The sequence below is a fragment of the Rhizobium sullae genome (genome assembly GCF_025200715.1).
Taxonomy (GTDB): Bacteria; Pseudomonadota; Alphaproteobacteria; order Rhizobiales; family Rhizobiaceae; genus Rhizobium; species Rhizobium sullae.
The window spans coordinates 1,231,159-1,247,023 of sequence record NZ_CP104143.1; the positions used below are offsets into that span (position 1 = coordinate 1,231,159).

A 15,865-nucleotide genomic window follows, 5' to 3' on the forward strand; every position below is an offset into this window, starting at 1 on the left:
CAGGTTCCAAGCGTATTGGGAGGACTCCATTCAAGGCCACCGCTGGCCGTTTATGCTGCGAGCCTTGATATGTGTCGCTCGATCAATCGCAGGAATCGTTGGTTGCGCTCCCCCGCAACCAGTACAAAGCCCGCCCAAATGAACTGAACCCGAAGGTTGTTGTCCAATTTTATGGCGTCAGTTCAAAACAGGCGAGCCTTTTTGCGTGTAGAAAAATAATCGCAGGCGATGAGTTGCCGCGGGAACAATGGCACAACCAGGCACTAGGAAACCAAGAACCTAGTTCCCGAACCTCTCTGACTCGCTAGGGCGAAAGTCCACAGAATGCTAATATAAGCTCTCTAAATATAGCTCTCGATGTGATAAAATTAACGTCGGGAATACGCCCAGCTCCAGGAGGAGATGCGGGGGATGTTTCGGTTTGTCGGAAAGTGGTTCGCACGGGCGTCGAAGTAGCATTTTCCGCCATGCCGGAAAGGGCGAGGCCCCCTATGAATGGCCTCTGGATAACAGCTTCAAATGGGAGGTGTGCAATGCTTCGCAAATTGTTTCTCACCTTGGCTATTGCGACGTCCGCACTCGCGATCAACGGAGTCGCATGGGCCGACATCACGATCCTCGTGCCTTCGGGCAGCGAGGGCGACGGCCTTAGAGCCGCTGCCGACGACTACGCGAAAATGAAGGGCACAAAGGTCGAAATCGTCCAGGCCCCTTACGCCAACGTTTTCGAGAAGGCAGCGAATGCTGGCCAGACAAAATCGGGCGCTTTCGATATCGTGCTGATGGACGATCCATGGATCCCGTTCTTCGCCGAGAATGGCCATCTCGAGGATCTCAGCAGTTATTTCGCCAAGCTTGGGGTTCCGGGCCCCGACAATGACTTCCTGGCAAAGTCGTTGTCGGTTTGCCGCAACCCATACAATACTGGCCCGTTCGTGTGCATTCCCTATGTCGGCAACGCACAGATGTTCTTTTATGACGGTGCCAAGTTCGCTCAGGCGGGACTCGCCGGCACGCCTGCAACTTGGGACGATGTCTACAAGGCAGCCAAGGCGATCACCGATGCCGGCGGAGGACGGTTCTACGGCTACGTGTTCCGCGGCGGACAAGGCAATAACGTGGTCGCCGATTTCATGCCGCTCCTGTGGTCGTACGGTGCCAATCTCTTCAATGCCGACCGCACCAAAGTGACACTTGACACTAAGGAAGCCAAGGACGCGATGACGATGTTCATGACGCTCAGGGAGATCTCGCCCAAGGGCGTCGAGAGCTTCGGGCCCGAGGACGTCGGTCGCGCAATGACGTCGGGTATCGCCTCCTCATCGATCAACTGGCCGAACTGGGTCGCCACCTTCGAGGACCCGAGCCAGAGCCAGGTGGTCGGCAAGATCTCCTACGCGCCGATGCCGGCAGGCACACACGCCGGCTCGTCGGAGATTGGACATTGGACCATGGGCATAACGTCGGCTTCGAAGAACAAGCAGGAAGCCTTCGACTTCATGAGCTGGGCGACCTCGCCCGAGCAGATCAAGATTTCCGCCACGCGCGGCAATCCGCCGGTCCGCTTCTCGGTGTTCACGGATCCCGAACTAACGTCGCAGCCGCAATTCCGGCATTACCCGACGCTGATGCAGGCGATCAATTTCTCGACGCCGCGGCCGCGCCATCCCAAATGGCCCGAGATCGAGAACGCACTCGGCATCGAGCTCTCCAAAGCGGTTGCGGGCACTGTCACACCGAACGAGGCTTTGAAGAACGCGCAGGAAGCAATCTCAAAGATTACGAACATGTACTAGCGCGCCGTAAGTCCATGCGGACGCACAAAGACTGCTCGAACACTTTGATCTGATGCATGATTTATCCCCAAATCGAATCCGATCCGGGGAAATGCAGGAGGGAGCAGCCAGATGTGGGCGGGGTTTCGGGACCTCGCCCTGCGAACGGCGACGGCACTGCGCCGGGAGAGGAGCTCATAGGAGGGGCTGATGGTGAGGTCCGAAAGCGGCACATTGACGGCGCAGCTTCGGCCGGGTGGCGGTCTGGAGCGATGGGCAGAGCGTCACCTGCGCATCCTCATGCTGGCGCCGACTCTCCTGATCCTCGCGGGGTTGACGCTATTTCCGACCGTCTACATGCTCACCGCGGCGCTACAAAAGGTCAGCCCCGACCCGAGTGTGCCTCGCGAGTTCGTCGGTCTCGGCAATTTCGCGCGGATGCTCACCGATCCCGAACTTCACCTCGCCGTCAGGAACACGGTGGTGTTCACCAGCGTCGCGGTGACGCTTGAATTTCTCCTCGGCCTCGGCCTTGCCCTGCTTTTCGACAAATACATTCGCCGATTGAATTTCCTCAAAACAATCCTGTTGGTCCCCATGATGATCCCGCCGATCGCCGTGGCGCTGACGTGGAAGCTTATTTATCAGCCGCAATTCGGTGTCCTCAACGAGTTGATGTACCGCCTCGGGTTGCCCGCCCAGGCGTGGGCCGGCGATGTCAACCTCGCCATGGCAACGATCATCGCGGCAGATGTCTGGGAGTGGACGCCGTTCATCTTTCTGCTGATGTTGGCGGGGCTGGCAAGCCTGCCGAGCGAGCCTTATGAGGCCGCGCAGGTTGACGGCGCCTCCGCCTGGCGCCAGTTCTGGGACCTGACCATTCCGTTCCTCAAGCCGGTGATCGCCATCGCCTTGCTCCTCCGAATCATGGATGCGCTCAGGCTGTTCGATCTGGTGTTCATCCTCACCGTGGGCGGCCCAGCGGGGGCAACCGAGACGCTCAGCCTCTATATCTTCAAGGTCGCGTTCACATTCGTCGACATTGGCTATGCCGCGGCGATCTCGCTGGTGGTGCTGTTCGTAACGGTCGGCTTCAGCACCTGGTTCATCAAGCGGTTGCGGCTGGCGGATTGAGGAGGGCACCGTATGGCAACCCGCGCACGGCATCGAACCAGTGAAGGGATACTCCGGATGCTGGCCTATCTGGGGATGGCATTTGTGCTGTTCATCACCATCTTTCCTGTCTACTGGCTTGCCCAGAATTCATTCAAGCTCGACATCGACATCTTCGCTGTGCCGCCGGTGTGGTTCGATTTTTCGCCGACCCTCAAGCACTATGAAGCGGCCTTCATAGGGCAGCCGTTCCTGACCTACGCCTTCAACAGTCTGGCCATCGCCATGGCGACGACGATCGTCTCTCTGATCTTCGGTACCATGGCCGGCTACGCCCTGGCCCGCTTCGAGTATCCGGGCCAATGGCGCTACCAGATCTCGTTTTGGATCCTATCCACGCGTATGATGCCGCCGATTGTGACGATCATCCCGCTGTTCATCTTCTTCAACTTTTTCAACCTGCTGAACACCAGGCTTGCTGTCGTCGTGGCCTACACCGCCTTCAACCTTCCCTTCGTGACCTGGATGATGAAGAGCTACTTCCAGGATCTCCCACCCGAACTTGAGGAGGCCGCGATGGTCGATGGTGACACGCGCTGGGGGGCCTTTCTCCGGATAGCCCTTCCGTTGGCACGGCCCGGCATCGCCGCAACGGCGATCTTCAGCCTGATTCTTGCCTGGAATGAGTTTCTGCTCGCGCTGATCCTGACCCAGACGGAGCGGTCGATGACGCTGCCGGTTGGCATTTCCGGCCGGGTAACTCAGTACACCACTCATTGGGGCGAGATCAGCGCCGCCGGTTTCCTAGCCAGCATTCCGATCATCATCTTCGCGCTGATCGTCCAGAAGCACCTCGTCCGGGGATTGTCCCTGGGCGCCGTCAAAGGCTGAAACCTATGGCGTCCGTCACGTTCAACAACGTCTACAAGAAGTTCGGCGAATTCCTCGCCGTGGCCAACTTCAACCTCGAAGTCAAAGACAAGGAGTTTCTCGTTCTGCTCGGCCCCTCCGGCTGCGGCAAGACGACGACCATGCGCATGGTCGCGGGTCTCGAGGAAGCGACGTCCGGCGACATCTACATTGACGCGGACCGCATTAACGGTGTCCTGCCGAAGTATCGCGACGTCGCAATGGTCTTCCAGTCGTATGCTTTGTATCCCCACCTCACGGTGGAGGATAATATCGGCTACCCGCTGAAGATCCGCAAAGTTCCGTCCGCCGAACGCAAACGGCAAATAGTCGAGGTCGCACGACGTGTGGAACTCGACACGCTGTTGTCGCGGCTGCCGAAGGAACTTTCCGGCGGCCAGCGCCAGCGTGTCGCGCTCGCGCGGGCCATCGTGCGCACGCCGCGGGTCTTTCTCATGGACGAGCCGCTGTCCAATCTCGACGCCAAGCTTCGCACCCAGATGCGCGCCGAGCTGAAGCACCTTCAACATGAACTGCAGGTCACAACGATCTATGTCACCCACGACCAGATAGAAGCCATGACGCTTGCCCACCGCGTGGCCGTGATGAACAAGGGCGTGATCGAGCAGCTCGGGACGCCGCGAGAAATCTACAACGATCCGCGCACCCTCTTCGTTGCCGGATTTATAGGCTCGCCGCCGATGAACCTGATTCCGGGGGAAGTGAGGAACGGTGTATTCGTTAGCGCCGGCCTCAAGGTGGGGGGTATCGGCCAGGCAAACCTCTCTCGCGCCGTCCTCGGTGTCCGCTCGGAAGACGTCCATCCGACCGAAGCTGCGGATGCGGACGTCAACCTGGTTGCGCCGATCTATTCGGTGGAACTCACCGGTGAAAACACGCATGTCAGCCTGCGGTTGGGTGGCCAGCTCATGACCTTGCGCGCCGACAAGAATTTCACCGGTCAGATCGACCAGCAGATCGGCGTCAAGGTTGCCACGGATCGGGTGTTTCTGTTCGATGGAGAGACGCAATATCGTGTTGACTTCTAGCCTTTGCGCGGCGGCGATGGCGGTCACCCTTGCATTCCGCGCGGCCGCTGCCGATGTCGGCCCGATCATTGGAAATCCGCTGATTGAAATTCCTGCGGGCGTGTTCGTCTTCGGCCGTGATGCCGGTCCCGAAAACGAACGCCCGCGCCGCGTGCTTGAAGGCCGGGAGTTCGCGATCAATCGTACCGAGATCACCAACCGGCAATACGGACGCTTCGTTGCTGCCACCGGTCACCGTCCGGCCTTCTACGCAAATCACCCGATCCTGGGATTGGACGACCGGCCGGTCGTCGGGGTGAACTGGGAAGACGCCGATGCCTTTTGCCGCCACTACGGATTGGCTCTGCCGTCGGAGCAGCAATACGAGAGGGCAGCGCGAGGAACGGAGGGCGGCGCGTTTCCATGGGGCGCCGCGCCCCCGGACAATATGCGGGCAAATTCCGGAGCGGATGCCTGTTGCACCGCCGACGCGCGCGATGGCTACGCAATGACCGCGCCTGCGGATGCCTTTGCTCGCGAGCCAAGAGGGCGTACTCAATCTGATCGGCAATGTCTGGGAATGGACCAACGATTACTATGCGCCGTATGAAGGCGGGACCCTCGCAAGAAGCACCGGGCTATACCGCGTGCTTCGCGGCGGCTCGTGGAACAGCGATCCCAATCACCTTACCACGACCTATCGCCTCGCCTATGATCCCGAATTCCGTTTCTCAGCCAATGGTGGCTTCCGATGCGTCCGTTCTGCGCCTTGATGATTGCGGCTGGTCTTCTGTTCCTGGCAGCCGGTGCCGGCGCCGAGCCGGCGGTTGCGCCCGGCTATAAGCTCGAGACCTTCAACATGCCGGACGCGGCCTTCGCAGGTCTCTCCCGCGACGGCGGGACCTTGCTCGTCAGTGATCTCGCCAGCGGCCGGCTTTACCGGCGTAGCATGGATGGCAAGCTTGTCGCATTCGGTCCGATATTTCCTCATGGCCTCGACGTGATCGGCGACCCGACCGGTCCCTATCGTGTCGTCCGGGCCGGCGATGTCTTTGTCGTTGCCCAGGGATGGAAACCGGTCAATTCCGACGAGGATCCGTTCGACCACGCCCTCGTTGCGGTCGATGCTGCTGGTCAGGCCCGTATCATCAGCAGCGATTTCTGGAATCCGTTCGATTTCATCGTGGCGGGCGGAACCTACTATGTGATCGACTCCGCGCGAAACAGTATCGAACGCCTGCAGGCGGACGGCCGGAAAATCACGCTCATGACATTCCGCCGCATGGCGGAAGCGGCCACGGGGTTGCGCAACCTTTCGCCGACGGAGTTCGCGGAAGGCAACAGCTACGAAGTCGACGCGGTGCCGACCGGCATCGCCCTTCGAGACGGGCGCCTCTATATTGCGTTGTTCGGCGGCTTTCCTTTCCTTGCTGGTGCTGGAAAGATCGTTTCGCTTCCCGAAGCCGGCCATGCGTTGAAGCCGCAGCTTGACGTCGAAGGACTCAATGCGCCAGTGAGTATCGCTTTCGACAATGATGGAGAGATGCTTGTCCTCGAACACGGCACCTATAACCAAAAAGAAGGTTTTCAAAAGGGTAGCGGGCGGTTGCTCGAGCTCAATAAAATGACACCCGACCGAAAGATCATTCTCGACGGCCTGACGCGACCAGTGTCCGTCCTCGTTTGGGACGACCGGAGGCTCGTCGTTTCCGAGTTAGGCGGCAGTCTCCATTTTCTGACACGCGAATCTGCTCGTTGACCACCGGCGCGAATGTGCTTCGAGGCATGGGCTGCTTATCAGTGCTTACATCCGAAGAAGGCCATACAAGTCTCTGTGGTTTCACGCCCCTGCAACCAAACTTTCCCAAGCGAAGATCTTCCCATTCAAGTCGTCTAACTGCCGCGCCTGCCTTCGTGTCGAACAGCCGCCAGAACGACAGCCGGCCAGCCGACGCGATATGCCCGACAATTTCGGAAGGTCCCCCAGCAGTTCAGCGAACAGGCCGAGGGCTCCCACGCGTTGGCTGGAATCGTCCAGCAGCAGCGAAATCCAGCGCTGGTAGCGCGGATCGAATTCCGGTCCGAATGCGAGAAAGGAAAACTCGGATCTCGATCGGGTCGAGCGTGAGCAGGCGAAAGAGACATGCGAGCGGCTCGGACACCTCCGCCGCGGACACTGCGCGTTTCAGTGCGATGTCAGCCTGCTCAACCTTTACATTGCCGGAAAGCAAGACGGTGTGTGGATCGCGGTTCTCGATCCAGTCCGCAATCGCGGCAAGCTTCACCGACACGTTGCCCTCTACCGACCCTTCGAACAGTCGCTCGCTCGCCGCATGAAGCACCGCATGATTCCATTCGATTGCCGCATCGAGGAGCGGTCGCTTCGGATCTGTGGTGCAAGTCAGCGACTGGGATTCTTTAGATGCACGGCACCGCACCGTGGTCTTTTCGTCCCATGCATCAAGCTCGTCGAGGGGGATAGAGTACAGCTTTCCCGATTTTGACGAAGGATAGACCGAGACGCATCCCGCAACCAGTTCGGGCCGGAATGCAGCACATCCTCTTCCTCTGGTCAGCGACGACAGCCGCAAGGGCATACGGCGTCAGCCGATCCCTCGTTCCCATTGCTGACGGCTGATCGCATAGAGCACGTGGCGTTTTAGATGCGGATGCGTGTCGGGAACTCGGGGATGGTCGAAATCGCGGTGCGGATCGTGATGCAGGCCAAGCCGGCGCATGACCGCGGTGGAACGATGATTGTCCGTTACCGCGAAAGAGACGATTTCAGGAGGAGCAAATTGGGCGAAGCCATGGCGGAGTGCCGCCTCTCCCGCTTCTGTCGCATATCCCTTGCCCCAATGCCGCTTCGCAAGGCGCCAGCCGATTTCGATTGTGCCCGCCGGGAGGAACGGTTCGAGATCTGGCTTCCAGAGGCCGCAAAAGCCGATCGGTTCGTCGGATTCCTTCAGGGCCATGGCATAGAAGCCAAGCCCTGTCGTGGCAATGGCATCGCGGATGCTGTCCAGCATCGAATCTGCTTCGGCGCGGCCGCGGCGGAAGGCGAAGAATTCCATCACTTCGGGATCGGAATTGATCTCGTGGAAAAGTGGCCGGTCCGCATCCGTCCAATTGCGCAAAAGTAGACGCTCCGTCGTCGCGATCACTGTCATGGCGTCACAAAATTCGTCTTGCGGTAGCCCTGGATATAAAGCAGCGCGGTCAGATCGCCGTGGTTGATGCGCATTTTCGCTTCGGCGGCGACGGTGGGTTTGGCGTGCAAGGCGACGCCGGAACCGGCAAGATGGATCATGCCGAGATCGTTGGCGCCGTCGCCGACGGCAATCGCTTCTTCGGTGGAGATGCCGAGCCTCGCGGAAATGTCGCTGAGCGCATCCACCTTGGCCTGCTTGCCGAGGATCGGCTCGGCGACGAAGCCGGAGAGCTGGCCGTCCTCTTCGAGAAGGATGTTGGCGCGGTTTTCGTCGAAGCCGAGGATTGCGGCAATGCGGTTGGTGAAGACAGTGAAGCCGCCGGAGACGAGGGCGGTGTAACAGCCTTTCGATTTCATCGTGGCGATCAGTTCCGGACCGCCTGGCGTCAGCGTGATGCGCTTAGCGATGACCTCGTCGACGACCGAGACGGGCAGGCCCTTCAGAAGCGCCACGCGTTCGCGAAGGGAGGGTTCAAAGGCGATCTCGCCGTTCATGGCACGCGCCGTGATAGCTGCGACCTCGTCCTTGAGGCCGACTTCGGCGGCGAGCTCATCGATGCACTCCTGTCCGATCATCGTCGAATCCATGTCGGCGATCAGCAGTTTCTTGCGGCGCGTTTCGGCCTCCTGGACGACCAGATCGATCGGCGCGCTGGCGATGATGGCGAGGATATTCGCCTCTGCCGCTTGCGTATCGGTGCCGTCGCGAAGGGCGATATCGCAGGCGATACCGTCCGCCAGCCAGTAGAGCCCGGATGCCTTCACGGTTTCGGCGGCCTGTTCGGCGAACCTCGGCGTGAGGACGGGATTTGACGGATTGGCAACAAGCGTGGCAACGAGAGCCATATGGAAAACCTTCTGAGCGCAACAAGTGCGATCCTGATAACCGGGCCGACTGCCAGCGGCAAGTCCGCGCTTGCTGTGGAATTGGCGAAACGCCACGGCGGCGCTGTCATCAACGCCGACAGCATGCAGGTCTACGATACGCTTCGCATCCTGACGGCGCGGCCGTCCGAGGCGGAGATGCAGGGCGTGCCGCATCATCTCTACGGTTATGTGCCGGCCGGCGATCTCTATTCGACGGGGGCCTGGCTGCGCGACGTCACGGTGTTGCTGCCCGAGCTACGCGCCAAGGGGCAATTGCCGGTTTTCGTAGGCGGGACGGGGCTTTACTTCAAGGCGCTGACCGGGGGCCTATCGGATATGCCGGCGATACCGGAGGAGATCCGCACCCGCCTGCGGGCGCGCTTGCTGGATGAAGGAGCGGAGACGCTGCATGCCGAGCTTGCCAGGCTCGATCCGGCGGCTGCAGGCACTCTCAGCATCCAGGACGGGCAGCGCATCGTGCGTGCCCTGGAGGTCGTGGAGGCAACGGGGCAATCGATTCTGCGTTACCAAGAACGAGCAGGGCCGGTGATCGTCGATCCGGCAAGCGCTGAAAAGATCGTCGTCTTGCCCGAGCGCGCTGTGCTTCACCAGCGCATCAACGGGCGCTTCGAGAAAATGCTGGAGCAGGGTGCTGAAGATGAGGTCAAGACGCTTTTGGCGCTCGGCCTTTCACCGGAAATGCCGGTGATGAAGGCAATCGGCGTCTCGCAGATTGCAGCCATGCTGAAAGGCGAGATGACGCGCAGCGAAGTGATCGAAAAGGGTGCCGCTGCGACGCGGCAATATGCCAAGCGGCAGATGACCTGGTTTCGCAATCAGATGGACGAGAGCTGGAAGCACCTGACATCGCCGCAGCCGTGATCAGCGCGTAAGCTCCAAGTTTGTCAGCTCGTTATAATCACTAGGAACAGAAACCATCGGACCGAGGATGCCATGAACAATTTTCTTGCAAAGACGCTCGCATCCATCAATGCCTTGATCGCAGTCGTCATCCTGGCATTTTGCACGCTCTCCGGCGCAACCACCGCCTCGGCTCAGGGCGGGTCGGGAATGTTCGTGATCGGAGCGATCGTCGGCGCGATCGCTGGCATCGCGGTCGCCGCGCTGGTCTGCGGAACGATCGCCTTTCTGACGCTGATAGAGCGCCACCTGAGCGTAATTGCCGCTGCTACCAGGCAACCTCAAGGGCAGTAAGCGCTCAATCCTTGTTGTAGAGGCTGCTCAGCGGCTTCTTGAGAATGCTGTCGCGGAGCGACATGCCGGGCTCGCGGCGCGGGGTAGCGGTGGAATCCTGCGAGAATGCCGGTTTCTGAGGAACTGTCTCCTCGAGGCGCATCTCGCGCCGAAGAGCTTCCAGGCGGCTGTCCAGAGATGCCGGCGGCGGTACGGTTTGCGGTTCGCGCGGTGCATCGCTGCGTGGCAGCATGTCCGGCCTATAGGAATCGGTCGGTGCCAGCGGTGGGGCAGAGACGGGTGCCGGATAGGGGACATCCTCCGGCGGCTCTTCGTCGTCGAACAGCATGTCGCTCTGCGCTGTGCTGTAGCTTTGCTGGAAGGACGAAATATCCGGCCCGCCGCTGACGGCGCGCATGCGCGTCACGATCTTGCGCAGATCGACGGTGTCGGGATCTTCGTCGGAATGTTTGGCGGTCGCCCCGTTCGCCTTTGGTAGCAAATGCTGCTCGACACGCGAAAAGCGCATGCGCATTGGCACGCTGATCGCCTCGCCGAAGGCGATCGCTTCGCCGTTGCCGATCGAGGAGATGAAGCTTGTCGTCGAGATCGACGAGTTCGGGATTGCCGAGCGGATGATGTCCTGGTCGCGGTCGTTGGCAAGGCGCATGGCAAACAGCGTCGAGCACTGCGAGAGGATCGTCTGGTCGAGTTCGCCAGGGCGCTGCGTGATGATGCCAAGCGAGACGCCGTATTTGCGGCCTTCCTTGGCGATACGGGCAATCGCCTGGCGGGTCGGGATGAAGCCGAGATTCGGATCAGCCGGAACATAGCGGTGCGCTTCCTCGCAGACGACAAGCATATGAACGGCGCCGTCGCTCCAGAGGCCGATTTCGAAGGCCATGCGGCAAAGAACAGAAGCGACTGAATTCACCACTTCCGACGGGATGCCGGAAAGCTGGAACGTGCAGATCGGCCGGCCGTCGCCGGGAATGCGGAAGATCTGCGCCACGGTGTCCATGATCGTGTCGCTGATCGTGTTGTTGGAGAACATGAAGTGGTAGCGCGGATCGTTGATCGCCGCGATGATACGCATCTTCAATGAGCGCAGGAAGGGCTTCTCGGCACGGCCTTCGAGACGGCCAATGCGCTCGTCGATGAGCGCCAGCAGGTCGGCCATGCGGTAGGGGACTGGCGTATCGGCGGTGATCGAGCTCTTCTCGGTCGTGCGCCGGACGAGCGAATTGTCGCTTCCGCGGAAGGCGCGCTTGGCGTCCGGCATAATGTCGCGAAGCATGTCGAGTTCTTCCGGCACCGGCGTGCGGCCGCGAAAGACGACTTCGGCGAATTCTTCAAGCCGCATCAGCCAGAAGGGCAGGTCGAGCGTGTCGGTGTCGATCACGACCGAATGCTTCGGGAAGGCGGCGGCGAATTCGTTGTGCGGATCGAGGATCAGGACACGCAGTTTCGGATCAGCTTCTATCGCCTTATGCAAAAGCAGGGAGACGGCCGTGGATTTGCCGACGCCGGTGGAGCCGACGATCGCGAAATGCTTGGAGAGCATCGAGGGGACGTGGATCGCCGCGTCGATGCTTTCGTCCTGGGTGAGCTTGCCGATGACCGCCGTCGTTCCGGCGCCGGCGTCGTAGATGCGCATCAGATCGGCGGCGCGGATGCGGTGGGCGATAGCCCCGAGATGGGGGTAGCACGAAATGCCGGTCGAGAATTCCTCGCGGCCGTCTTCCTCGACGCGAACCTCGCCGAGCAGTTCGGTCTCGATCCTGAAATAGTTGTCCTGTTCTTCGCCCCAGGCATGCGTGCCGGTGTTCATGGCATAGACGAGAGCGACGACGCGGTTTCGGCCGACGCTGATCGAGATCAGGCGGCCCACGGACCAGAGTTCGGTAAGATCGGTGCCTCCGGCCTCCGCGATGGCGGCGATGGTCGCGCGGGAACCGCTGCACGCGACGACACGGCCAAGGAAGCGATTCCCGGGGGTCAGATTGTCGCGGCGGTCCTGCTCGCTGGCTGTGCCTGACGTTTGCAAGTCGTTGTTGAGCAACGGCCCACTCCCTACGTTAGCCGGCAATCCTATGATTTATCCTTTAACAAAATCCTTCCGGGACCTTGTTTCTTAATGGGATAGCCGACGCTGCATGGTTCGCCGGGCGCCGATTTTTTATTTCGGCAAGCGTTGACGCTGTGAAATTTTCTGTCTATCAATTGCGCCCATGAAAATCGCAGCGGTTCTTATTGTGGTGGGAAAGCGCATGGGCAGGATGGTGTAACCATCCGGCGACAGCCACCCATGCGCTAGACAGGCTCCCTCTGGGGCCTTTTTTTATGCCTGAAATCCAGGCATCCGCACCAAAGACCTCAATCCCAGCAGTCAAAACGGAACAGAAAACATGACGGGCACGGACAAGCAGACGGCAGACAATCGGATGACAGGAGCGGAAATCGTTCTGCGGGCGCTGAAGGACAACGGTGTCGAGCATCTCTTCGGCTATCCGGGCGGCGCCGTGCTGCCGATCTATGACGAGATCTTCCAGCAGGACGAGATCAAGCATATCCTCGTCCGCCATGAGCAGGGCGCCGGCCATGCCGCCGAAGGCTATGCCCGCTCGACCGGCAAGGTCGGCGTCATGCTGGTCACCTCCGGTCCGGGTGCAACCAATGCCGTCACGCCGCTGCAGGACGCTCTGATGGATTCGATCCCGCTCGTCTGCCTCACCGGCCAGGTGCCGACCTCGCTCATCGGTTCAGACGCCTTCCAGGAATGCGATACCGTCGGCATCACGCGGCCTTGCACCAAGCACAACTGGTTGGTCAAGGATGTCAACGAGCTCGCTGCCGTTATCCATGAAGCCTTCCGCATCGCCCAGTCCGGCCGGCCCGGCCCGGTCGTCGTCGATATTCCGAAGGACGTTCAGTTCGCGACAGGCACCTATACGCCGCCGTCCGATCATACGATCCAGAGAAGCTATCAGCCGAAACTCCAAGGCGATCTCAACCAGATTCATGCGGCAATCGAGCTGATGGCCAATGCGCGCCGTCCTGTCATCTATTCCGGCGGCGGCGTCATCAATTCCGGTCCGGAAGCCTGCAGGCTACTGCGCGAGCTGGTGGAACTCACCGACTTCCCGATCACTTCGACGCTGATGGGCCTTGGCGCCTATCCGGCCTCCGGCAAAAACTGGCTGAAGATGCTCGGCATGCATGGTTCCTACGAGGCCAACATGGCGATGCACGATTGCGACGTCATGGTCTGCATCGGCGCCCGCTTCGACGACCGCATTACTGGCCGCATCAATGCCTTCTCACCGAATTCCAAGAAGATCCACATCGACATCGACCCGTCCTCGATCAACAAGAACGTTCGCGTCGACATCCCCATCCGCGGCGACGTCGCGTACGTGCTGGAAGATATGGTCCGCCTGTGGCGTGCCCTTCCGAAGAGGCCGGAGAAGGGCCAACTTTCCGACTGGTGGACGAGCATCGCACGCTGGCGCGCGCGCAATTCCTTCGCCTACACGAAGAGCAACGACGTCATCATGCCGCAATACGCGCTCGAGCGTCTTTATGAACTGACAAAGGACCGCGACACCTACATCACCACCGAAGTCGGCCAGCATCAGATGTGGGCAGCGCAGTTCTTCGGCTTCGAACAGCCGAACCGCTGGATGACCTCGGGCGGCCTCGGCACGATGGGTTACGGACTGCCCGCAGCGCTCGGCGTGCAGATCGCCCATCCCGAAAGCCTCGTCATCGATATTGCCGGCGATGCCTCGATCCAGATGTGCATCCAGGAAATGTCGGCGGCAATCCAGCACAATGCGCCGATCAAGATCTTCATCATGAACAACCAATACATGGGCATGGTCCGCCAGTGGCAGCAGCTGCTGCACGGCAACCGGCTGTCCAACTCCTATACGGAGGCGATGCCGGACTTCGTGAAGCTGGCGGAGGCCTATGGCGCCGTCGGCCTGCGCTGCGAAAAGCCGGATGATCTCGACGGTACGATCCAGGAGATGATCGACGTGAAAAAGCCGGTCATCTTGGATTGCCGCGTCGCCAATCTCGCCAACTGCTTCCCGATGATCCCGTCGGGCAAAGCGCATAACGAGATGCTGCTGCCGGACGAAGCCACGGACGAAGCGGTCGCCAATGCGATCGACGCCAAGGGCCGTCAGCTCGTTTGATATCGAAGGTGAGGAAGCCAAGACAATGAACGCACATCTACAGCCGACAGGCTCCGCCTACTTCATCTCGCAGGAAACCGCAGCCGCCGAGAACCATACCCTTTCGATCCTCGTCGATAACGAGCCAGGCGTCCTTGCCCGCGTCATCGGCCTGTTCTCCGGCCGGGGCTACAACATCGAAAGTCTAACGGTCTCCGAAACTGAGCATCAGGCGCATCTGTCGCGCATCACCATCGTGACGCGCGGTACGCCGCATGTGCTGGAGCAGATCAAGGCGCAACTCGAGCGCATCGTGCCGGTGCATCGCGTCGTGGATCTGACGGTGCGCGCCCGCGAACTCGGGCAGGAGCGGCCGATTGAACGGGAAGTGGCGCTCGTCAAGGTGGTCGGGACCGGCGAAACCCGCGCCGAGACGTTGCGTCTTGCCGATGCCTTCCATGCCAAGGTAGTCGATGCGACCGTCGAGCATTTCATTCTGGAAATCACCGGCAAGTCCTCGAACATCGATCAGTTCGTGGCGATCATGAAGCCGCTCGGCCTGATCGAAGTCTGCCGCACAGGCATCGCCGCCATGAACCGCGGCCCGCAGGGAATGTGAACCGGCGTCTGGCTCGCCGCCGCCTGTTCAGAGCATTTCGAGCGCCGATTTGCGAGTCGGCGGCGGGAAGGCGGCGTCGAGGGCTGCCCAATCCTCGTCGCTGATATCGAGCGATACGCAATCGCGGTTTTCGGCGGCGCGTTCGGCATTCGATGTCTTCGGGATGGCGATTACGCCATCGCGTTCGAGAAGAAAGGCGAGGGCAACCTGCGCCGGTGTCGCCTGATTTGCCTTGGCGATGCGGATGAGTTCGGGATTGTGCAGGATGCGGCCCTGCTCGATCGGCGAATAAGCCATGACCGGGATATCATGCTTCTGGCACCAGGGCAGTAGATCGTACTCGATGCCGCGGCGCGCGAGATTGTAGAGAACCTGGTTGGCGGCGACAAGCCTGCCGCCCGGGACCGTAAGCAGTTCCTCCATGTCGCCGATATCGAAATTCGAAACGCCCCAGGCGCCGATCTTTCCGGCGTCCTTCAGGTCTTCGAAGGCCTCGACCGTGTCGGCGAGCGGATGTTCGCCGCGCCAATGCAGCAAGTAGAGATCGATCTGGTCGACACCCAGACGGGAGAGGCTTCTCTCGCAGGCCTCGATCGTCCCCCTGCGGCTGGCATTCCACGGATAGACCTTGGTCACGATGAACAGCCCGTCGCGCCGGTCCTTGATGGCGCGGCCAACGATGCGTTCGGAGTCGCCCTCGCCGTACATTTCGGCCGTGTCGATCAGTGTCATGCCGAGCTCGATGCCGGCCTTGAGGCTTGCGATTTCGCGCTCGGCTTCCGACGCCCGTTCTCCCATGTTCCAGGTGCCCTGGCCGAGGGACGGGACTTCGATGCCGTTCGGAAAGGTGATCTTGGGAATGGGGTCGTCTTGCATGGCCGAATCTTCCGTTTTTCTTCCAAAGATTGCGCAGCCGCGTCATCTTTCAAGCAATCCTGTCACTGTGACAATGATTATCTGGCTTAAGG

14 protein-coding genes and 1 pseudogene are annotated in these 15,865 nt (G+C 60.4%); 10 read left to right on the forward strand and 5 right to left on the reverse strand.

The features are described from left to right. Positions 1–533 precede the first annotated feature (533 nt). From N2599_RS06125 to N2599_RS06155, 6 genes and pseudogenes are all read left to right on the forward strand, one after another. Complete coding sequence (locus tag N2599_RS06125) at positions 534–1,796, forward strand: ABC transporter substrate-binding protein (protein ID WP_027508879.1); 1,263 nt, start codon at positions 534–536, stop codon at positions 1,794–1,796. Between the two features lie 189 nt (positions 1,797–1,985). Further along, positions 1,986–2,909, forward strand: a complete 924-nt coding sequence (locus tag N2599_RS06130; protein ID WP_027508880.1) for a carbohydrate ABC transporter permease — start codon at positions 1,986–1,988, stop codon at positions 2,907–2,909. Between the two features lie 57 nt (positions 2,910–2,966). Further along, positions 2,967–3,779 (forward strand): carbohydrate ABC transporter permease, encoded by an 813-nt coding sequence (locus N2599_RS06135; protein ID WP_244914913.1) that lies wholly within the window; start codon positions 2,967–2,969, stop codon positions 3,777–3,779. 5 nt (positions 3,780–3,784) lie between these two features. Further along, entirely contained in the window at positions 3,785–4,846 is a 1,062-nt protein-coding gene (locus N2599_RS06140; protein WP_027508882.1) for an ABC transporter ATP-binding protein, read from the forward strand. A 16-nt stretch (positions 4,847–4,862) separates the two neighbouring features. Continuing rightward, positions 4,863–5,598 (forward strand): annotated as a pseudogene (locus N2599_RS06145) (formylglycine-generating enzyme family protein). After that, on the forward strand, positions 5,577–6,584 hold the full coding sequence (locus N2599_RS06155; RefSeq protein WP_027508883.1) for a ScyD/ScyE family protein: 1,008 nt from the start codon (positions 5,577–5,579) through the stop codon (positions 6,582–6,584). Before N2599_RS06145 ends, N2599_RS06155 begins: the two are co-directional and overlap by 22 nt. 232 nt (positions 6,585–6,816) lie before the next feature. On the opposite strand, the gene N2599_RS06160 is transcribed toward N2599_RS06155, so the two are convergent. Genes N2599_RS06160 through serB form a run of 3 tightly spaced genes read right to left on the reverse strand, consistent with a single transcriptional unit; the run spans position 6,817 to position 8,882 of the window. Continuing rightward, positions 6,817–7,422, reverse strand: a complete 606-nt coding sequence (locus tag N2599_RS06160) for a hypothetical protein (protein ID WP_027508884.1) — start codon at positions 7,420–7,422, stop codon at positions 6,817–6,819. A 6-nt stretch (positions 7,423–7,428) separates the two neighbouring features. Continuing rightward, entirely contained in the window at positions 7,429–7,995 is a 567-nt protein-coding gene (locus N2599_RS06165) for a GNAT family N-acetyltransferase (protein ID WP_027508885.1), read from the reverse strand. Beyond that, positions 7,992–8,882 (reverse strand): phosphoserine phosphatase SerB, encoded by an 891-nt coding sequence (gene serB / locus N2599_RS06170; RefSeq protein ID WP_027508886.1) that lies wholly within the window; start codon positions 8,880–8,882, stop codon positions 7,992–7,994. The genes N2599_RS06165 and serB overlap by 4 nt, the downstream gene beginning before the upstream one ends. Between serB and miaA the strand changes: the two genes are divergently transcribed. Both miaA and N2599_RS06180 read left to right on the forward strand, forming a co-directional pair. Next, on the forward strand, positions 8,883–9,785 hold the full coding sequence (miaA, locus tag N2599_RS06175; RefSeq protein ID WP_027508887.1) for a tRNA (adenosine(37)-N6)-dimethylallyltransferase MiaA: 903 nt from the start codon (positions 8,883–8,885) through the stop codon (positions 9,783–9,785). A gap of 72 nt (positions 9,786–9,857) precedes the next feature. Further along, a complete protein-coding gene (locus N2599_RS06180; protein ID WP_027508888.1) occupies positions 9,858–10,118 on the forward strand; it encodes a hypothetical protein in 261 nt (86 codons plus the stop codon). 4 nt (positions 10,119–10,122) lie between these two features. Here the strand turns inward: N2599_RS06180 and N2599_RS06185 are convergent, their stop codons facing one another. Next, positions 10,123–12,159, reverse strand: a complete 2,037-nt coding sequence (locus N2599_RS06185; protein WP_027508889.1) for an ATP-binding protein — start codon at positions 12,157–12,159, stop codon at positions 10,123–10,125. 346 nt (positions 12,160–12,505) lie between these two features. Here N2599_RS06185 and N2599_RS06190 point away from each other — a divergent pair, with 346 nt between their 5' ends. Both N2599_RS06190 and ilvN read left to right on the forward strand, forming a co-directional pair. Further along, entirely contained in the window at positions 12,506–14,299 is a 1,794-nt protein-coding gene (locus tag N2599_RS06190) for an acetolactate synthase 3 large subunit (RefSeq protein ID WP_027508890.1), read from the forward strand. A gap of 25 nt (positions 14,300–14,324) precedes the next feature. Then, on the forward strand, positions 14,325–14,897 hold the full coding sequence (ilvN, locus tag N2599_RS06195; protein ID WP_027508891.1) for an acetolactate synthase small subunit: 573 nt from the start codon (positions 14,325–14,327) through the stop codon (positions 14,895–14,897). 27 nt (positions 14,898–14,924) lie between these two features. On the opposite strand, the gene N2599_RS06200 is transcribed toward ilvN, so the two are convergent. Then, complete coding sequence (locus tag N2599_RS06200; protein ID WP_027508892.1) at positions 14,925–15,773, reverse strand: aldo/keto reductase; 849 nt, start codon at positions 15,771–15,773, stop codon at positions 14,925–14,927. Between the last annotated feature and the right edge of the window lie 92 nt (positions 15,774–15,865).

What these genes read in the sequence shown, in the direction of transcription:
- N2599_RS06130 (WP_027508880.1), top strand. Translation starts at nt 1,986, where the DNA reads ATGGTGAGGTCCGAAAGCGGCACATTGACGGCGCAGCTTCGGCCGGGT.
- N2599_RS06180 (WP_027508888.1), top strand. Translation starts at nt 9,858, where the DNA reads ATGAACAATTTTCTTGCAAAGACGCTCGCATCCATCAATGCCTTGATC.
- N2599_RS06125 (WP_027508879.1), top strand. Translation starts at nt 534, where the DNA reads ATGCTTCGCAAATTGTTTCTCACCTTGGCTATTGCGACGTCCGCACTC.
- ilvN (WP_027508891.1), top strand. Translation starts at nt 14,325, where the DNA reads ATGAACGCACATCTACAGCCGACAGGCTCCGCCTACTTCATCTCGCAG.
- N2599_RS06155 (WP_027508883.1), top strand. Translation starts at nt 5,577, where the DNA reads ATGCGTCCGTTCTGCGCCTTGATGATTGCGGCTGGTCTTCTGTTCCTG.
- N2599_RS06165 (WP_027508885.1), bottom strand. Translation starts at nt 7,995, where the DNA reads ATGACAGTGATCGCGACGACGGAGCGTCTACTTTTGCGCAATTGGACG.
- N2599_RS06160 (WP_027508884.1), bottom strand. Translation starts at nt 7,422, where the DNA reads ATGCCCTTGCGGCTGTCGTCGCTGACCAGAGGAAGAGGATGTGCTGCA.
- serB (WP_027508886.1), bottom strand. Translation starts at nt 8,882, where the DNA reads ATGGCTCTCGTTGCCACGCTTGTTGCCAATCCGTCAAATCCCGTCCTC.
- N2599_RS06140 (WP_027508882.1), top strand. Translation starts at nt 3,785, where the DNA reads ATGGCGTCCGTCACGTTCAACAACGTCTACAAGAAGTTCGGCGAATTC.
- miaA (WP_027508887.1), top strand. Translation starts at nt 8,883, where the DNA reads ATGGAAAACCTTCTGAGCGCAACAAGTGCGATCCTGATAACCGGGCCG.
- N2599_RS06200 (WP_027508892.1), bottom strand. Translation starts at nt 15,773, where the DNA reads ATGCAAGACGACCCCATTCCCAAGATCACCTTTCCGAACGGCATCGAA.
- N2599_RS06190 (WP_027508890.1), top strand. Translation starts at nt 12,506, where the DNA reads ATGACGGGCACGGACAAGCAGACGGCAGACAATCGGATGACAGGAGCG.
- N2599_RS06135 (WP_244914913.1), top strand. Translation starts at nt 2,967, where the DNA reads ATGCTGGCCTATCTGGGGATGGCATTTGTGCTGTTCATCACCATCTTT.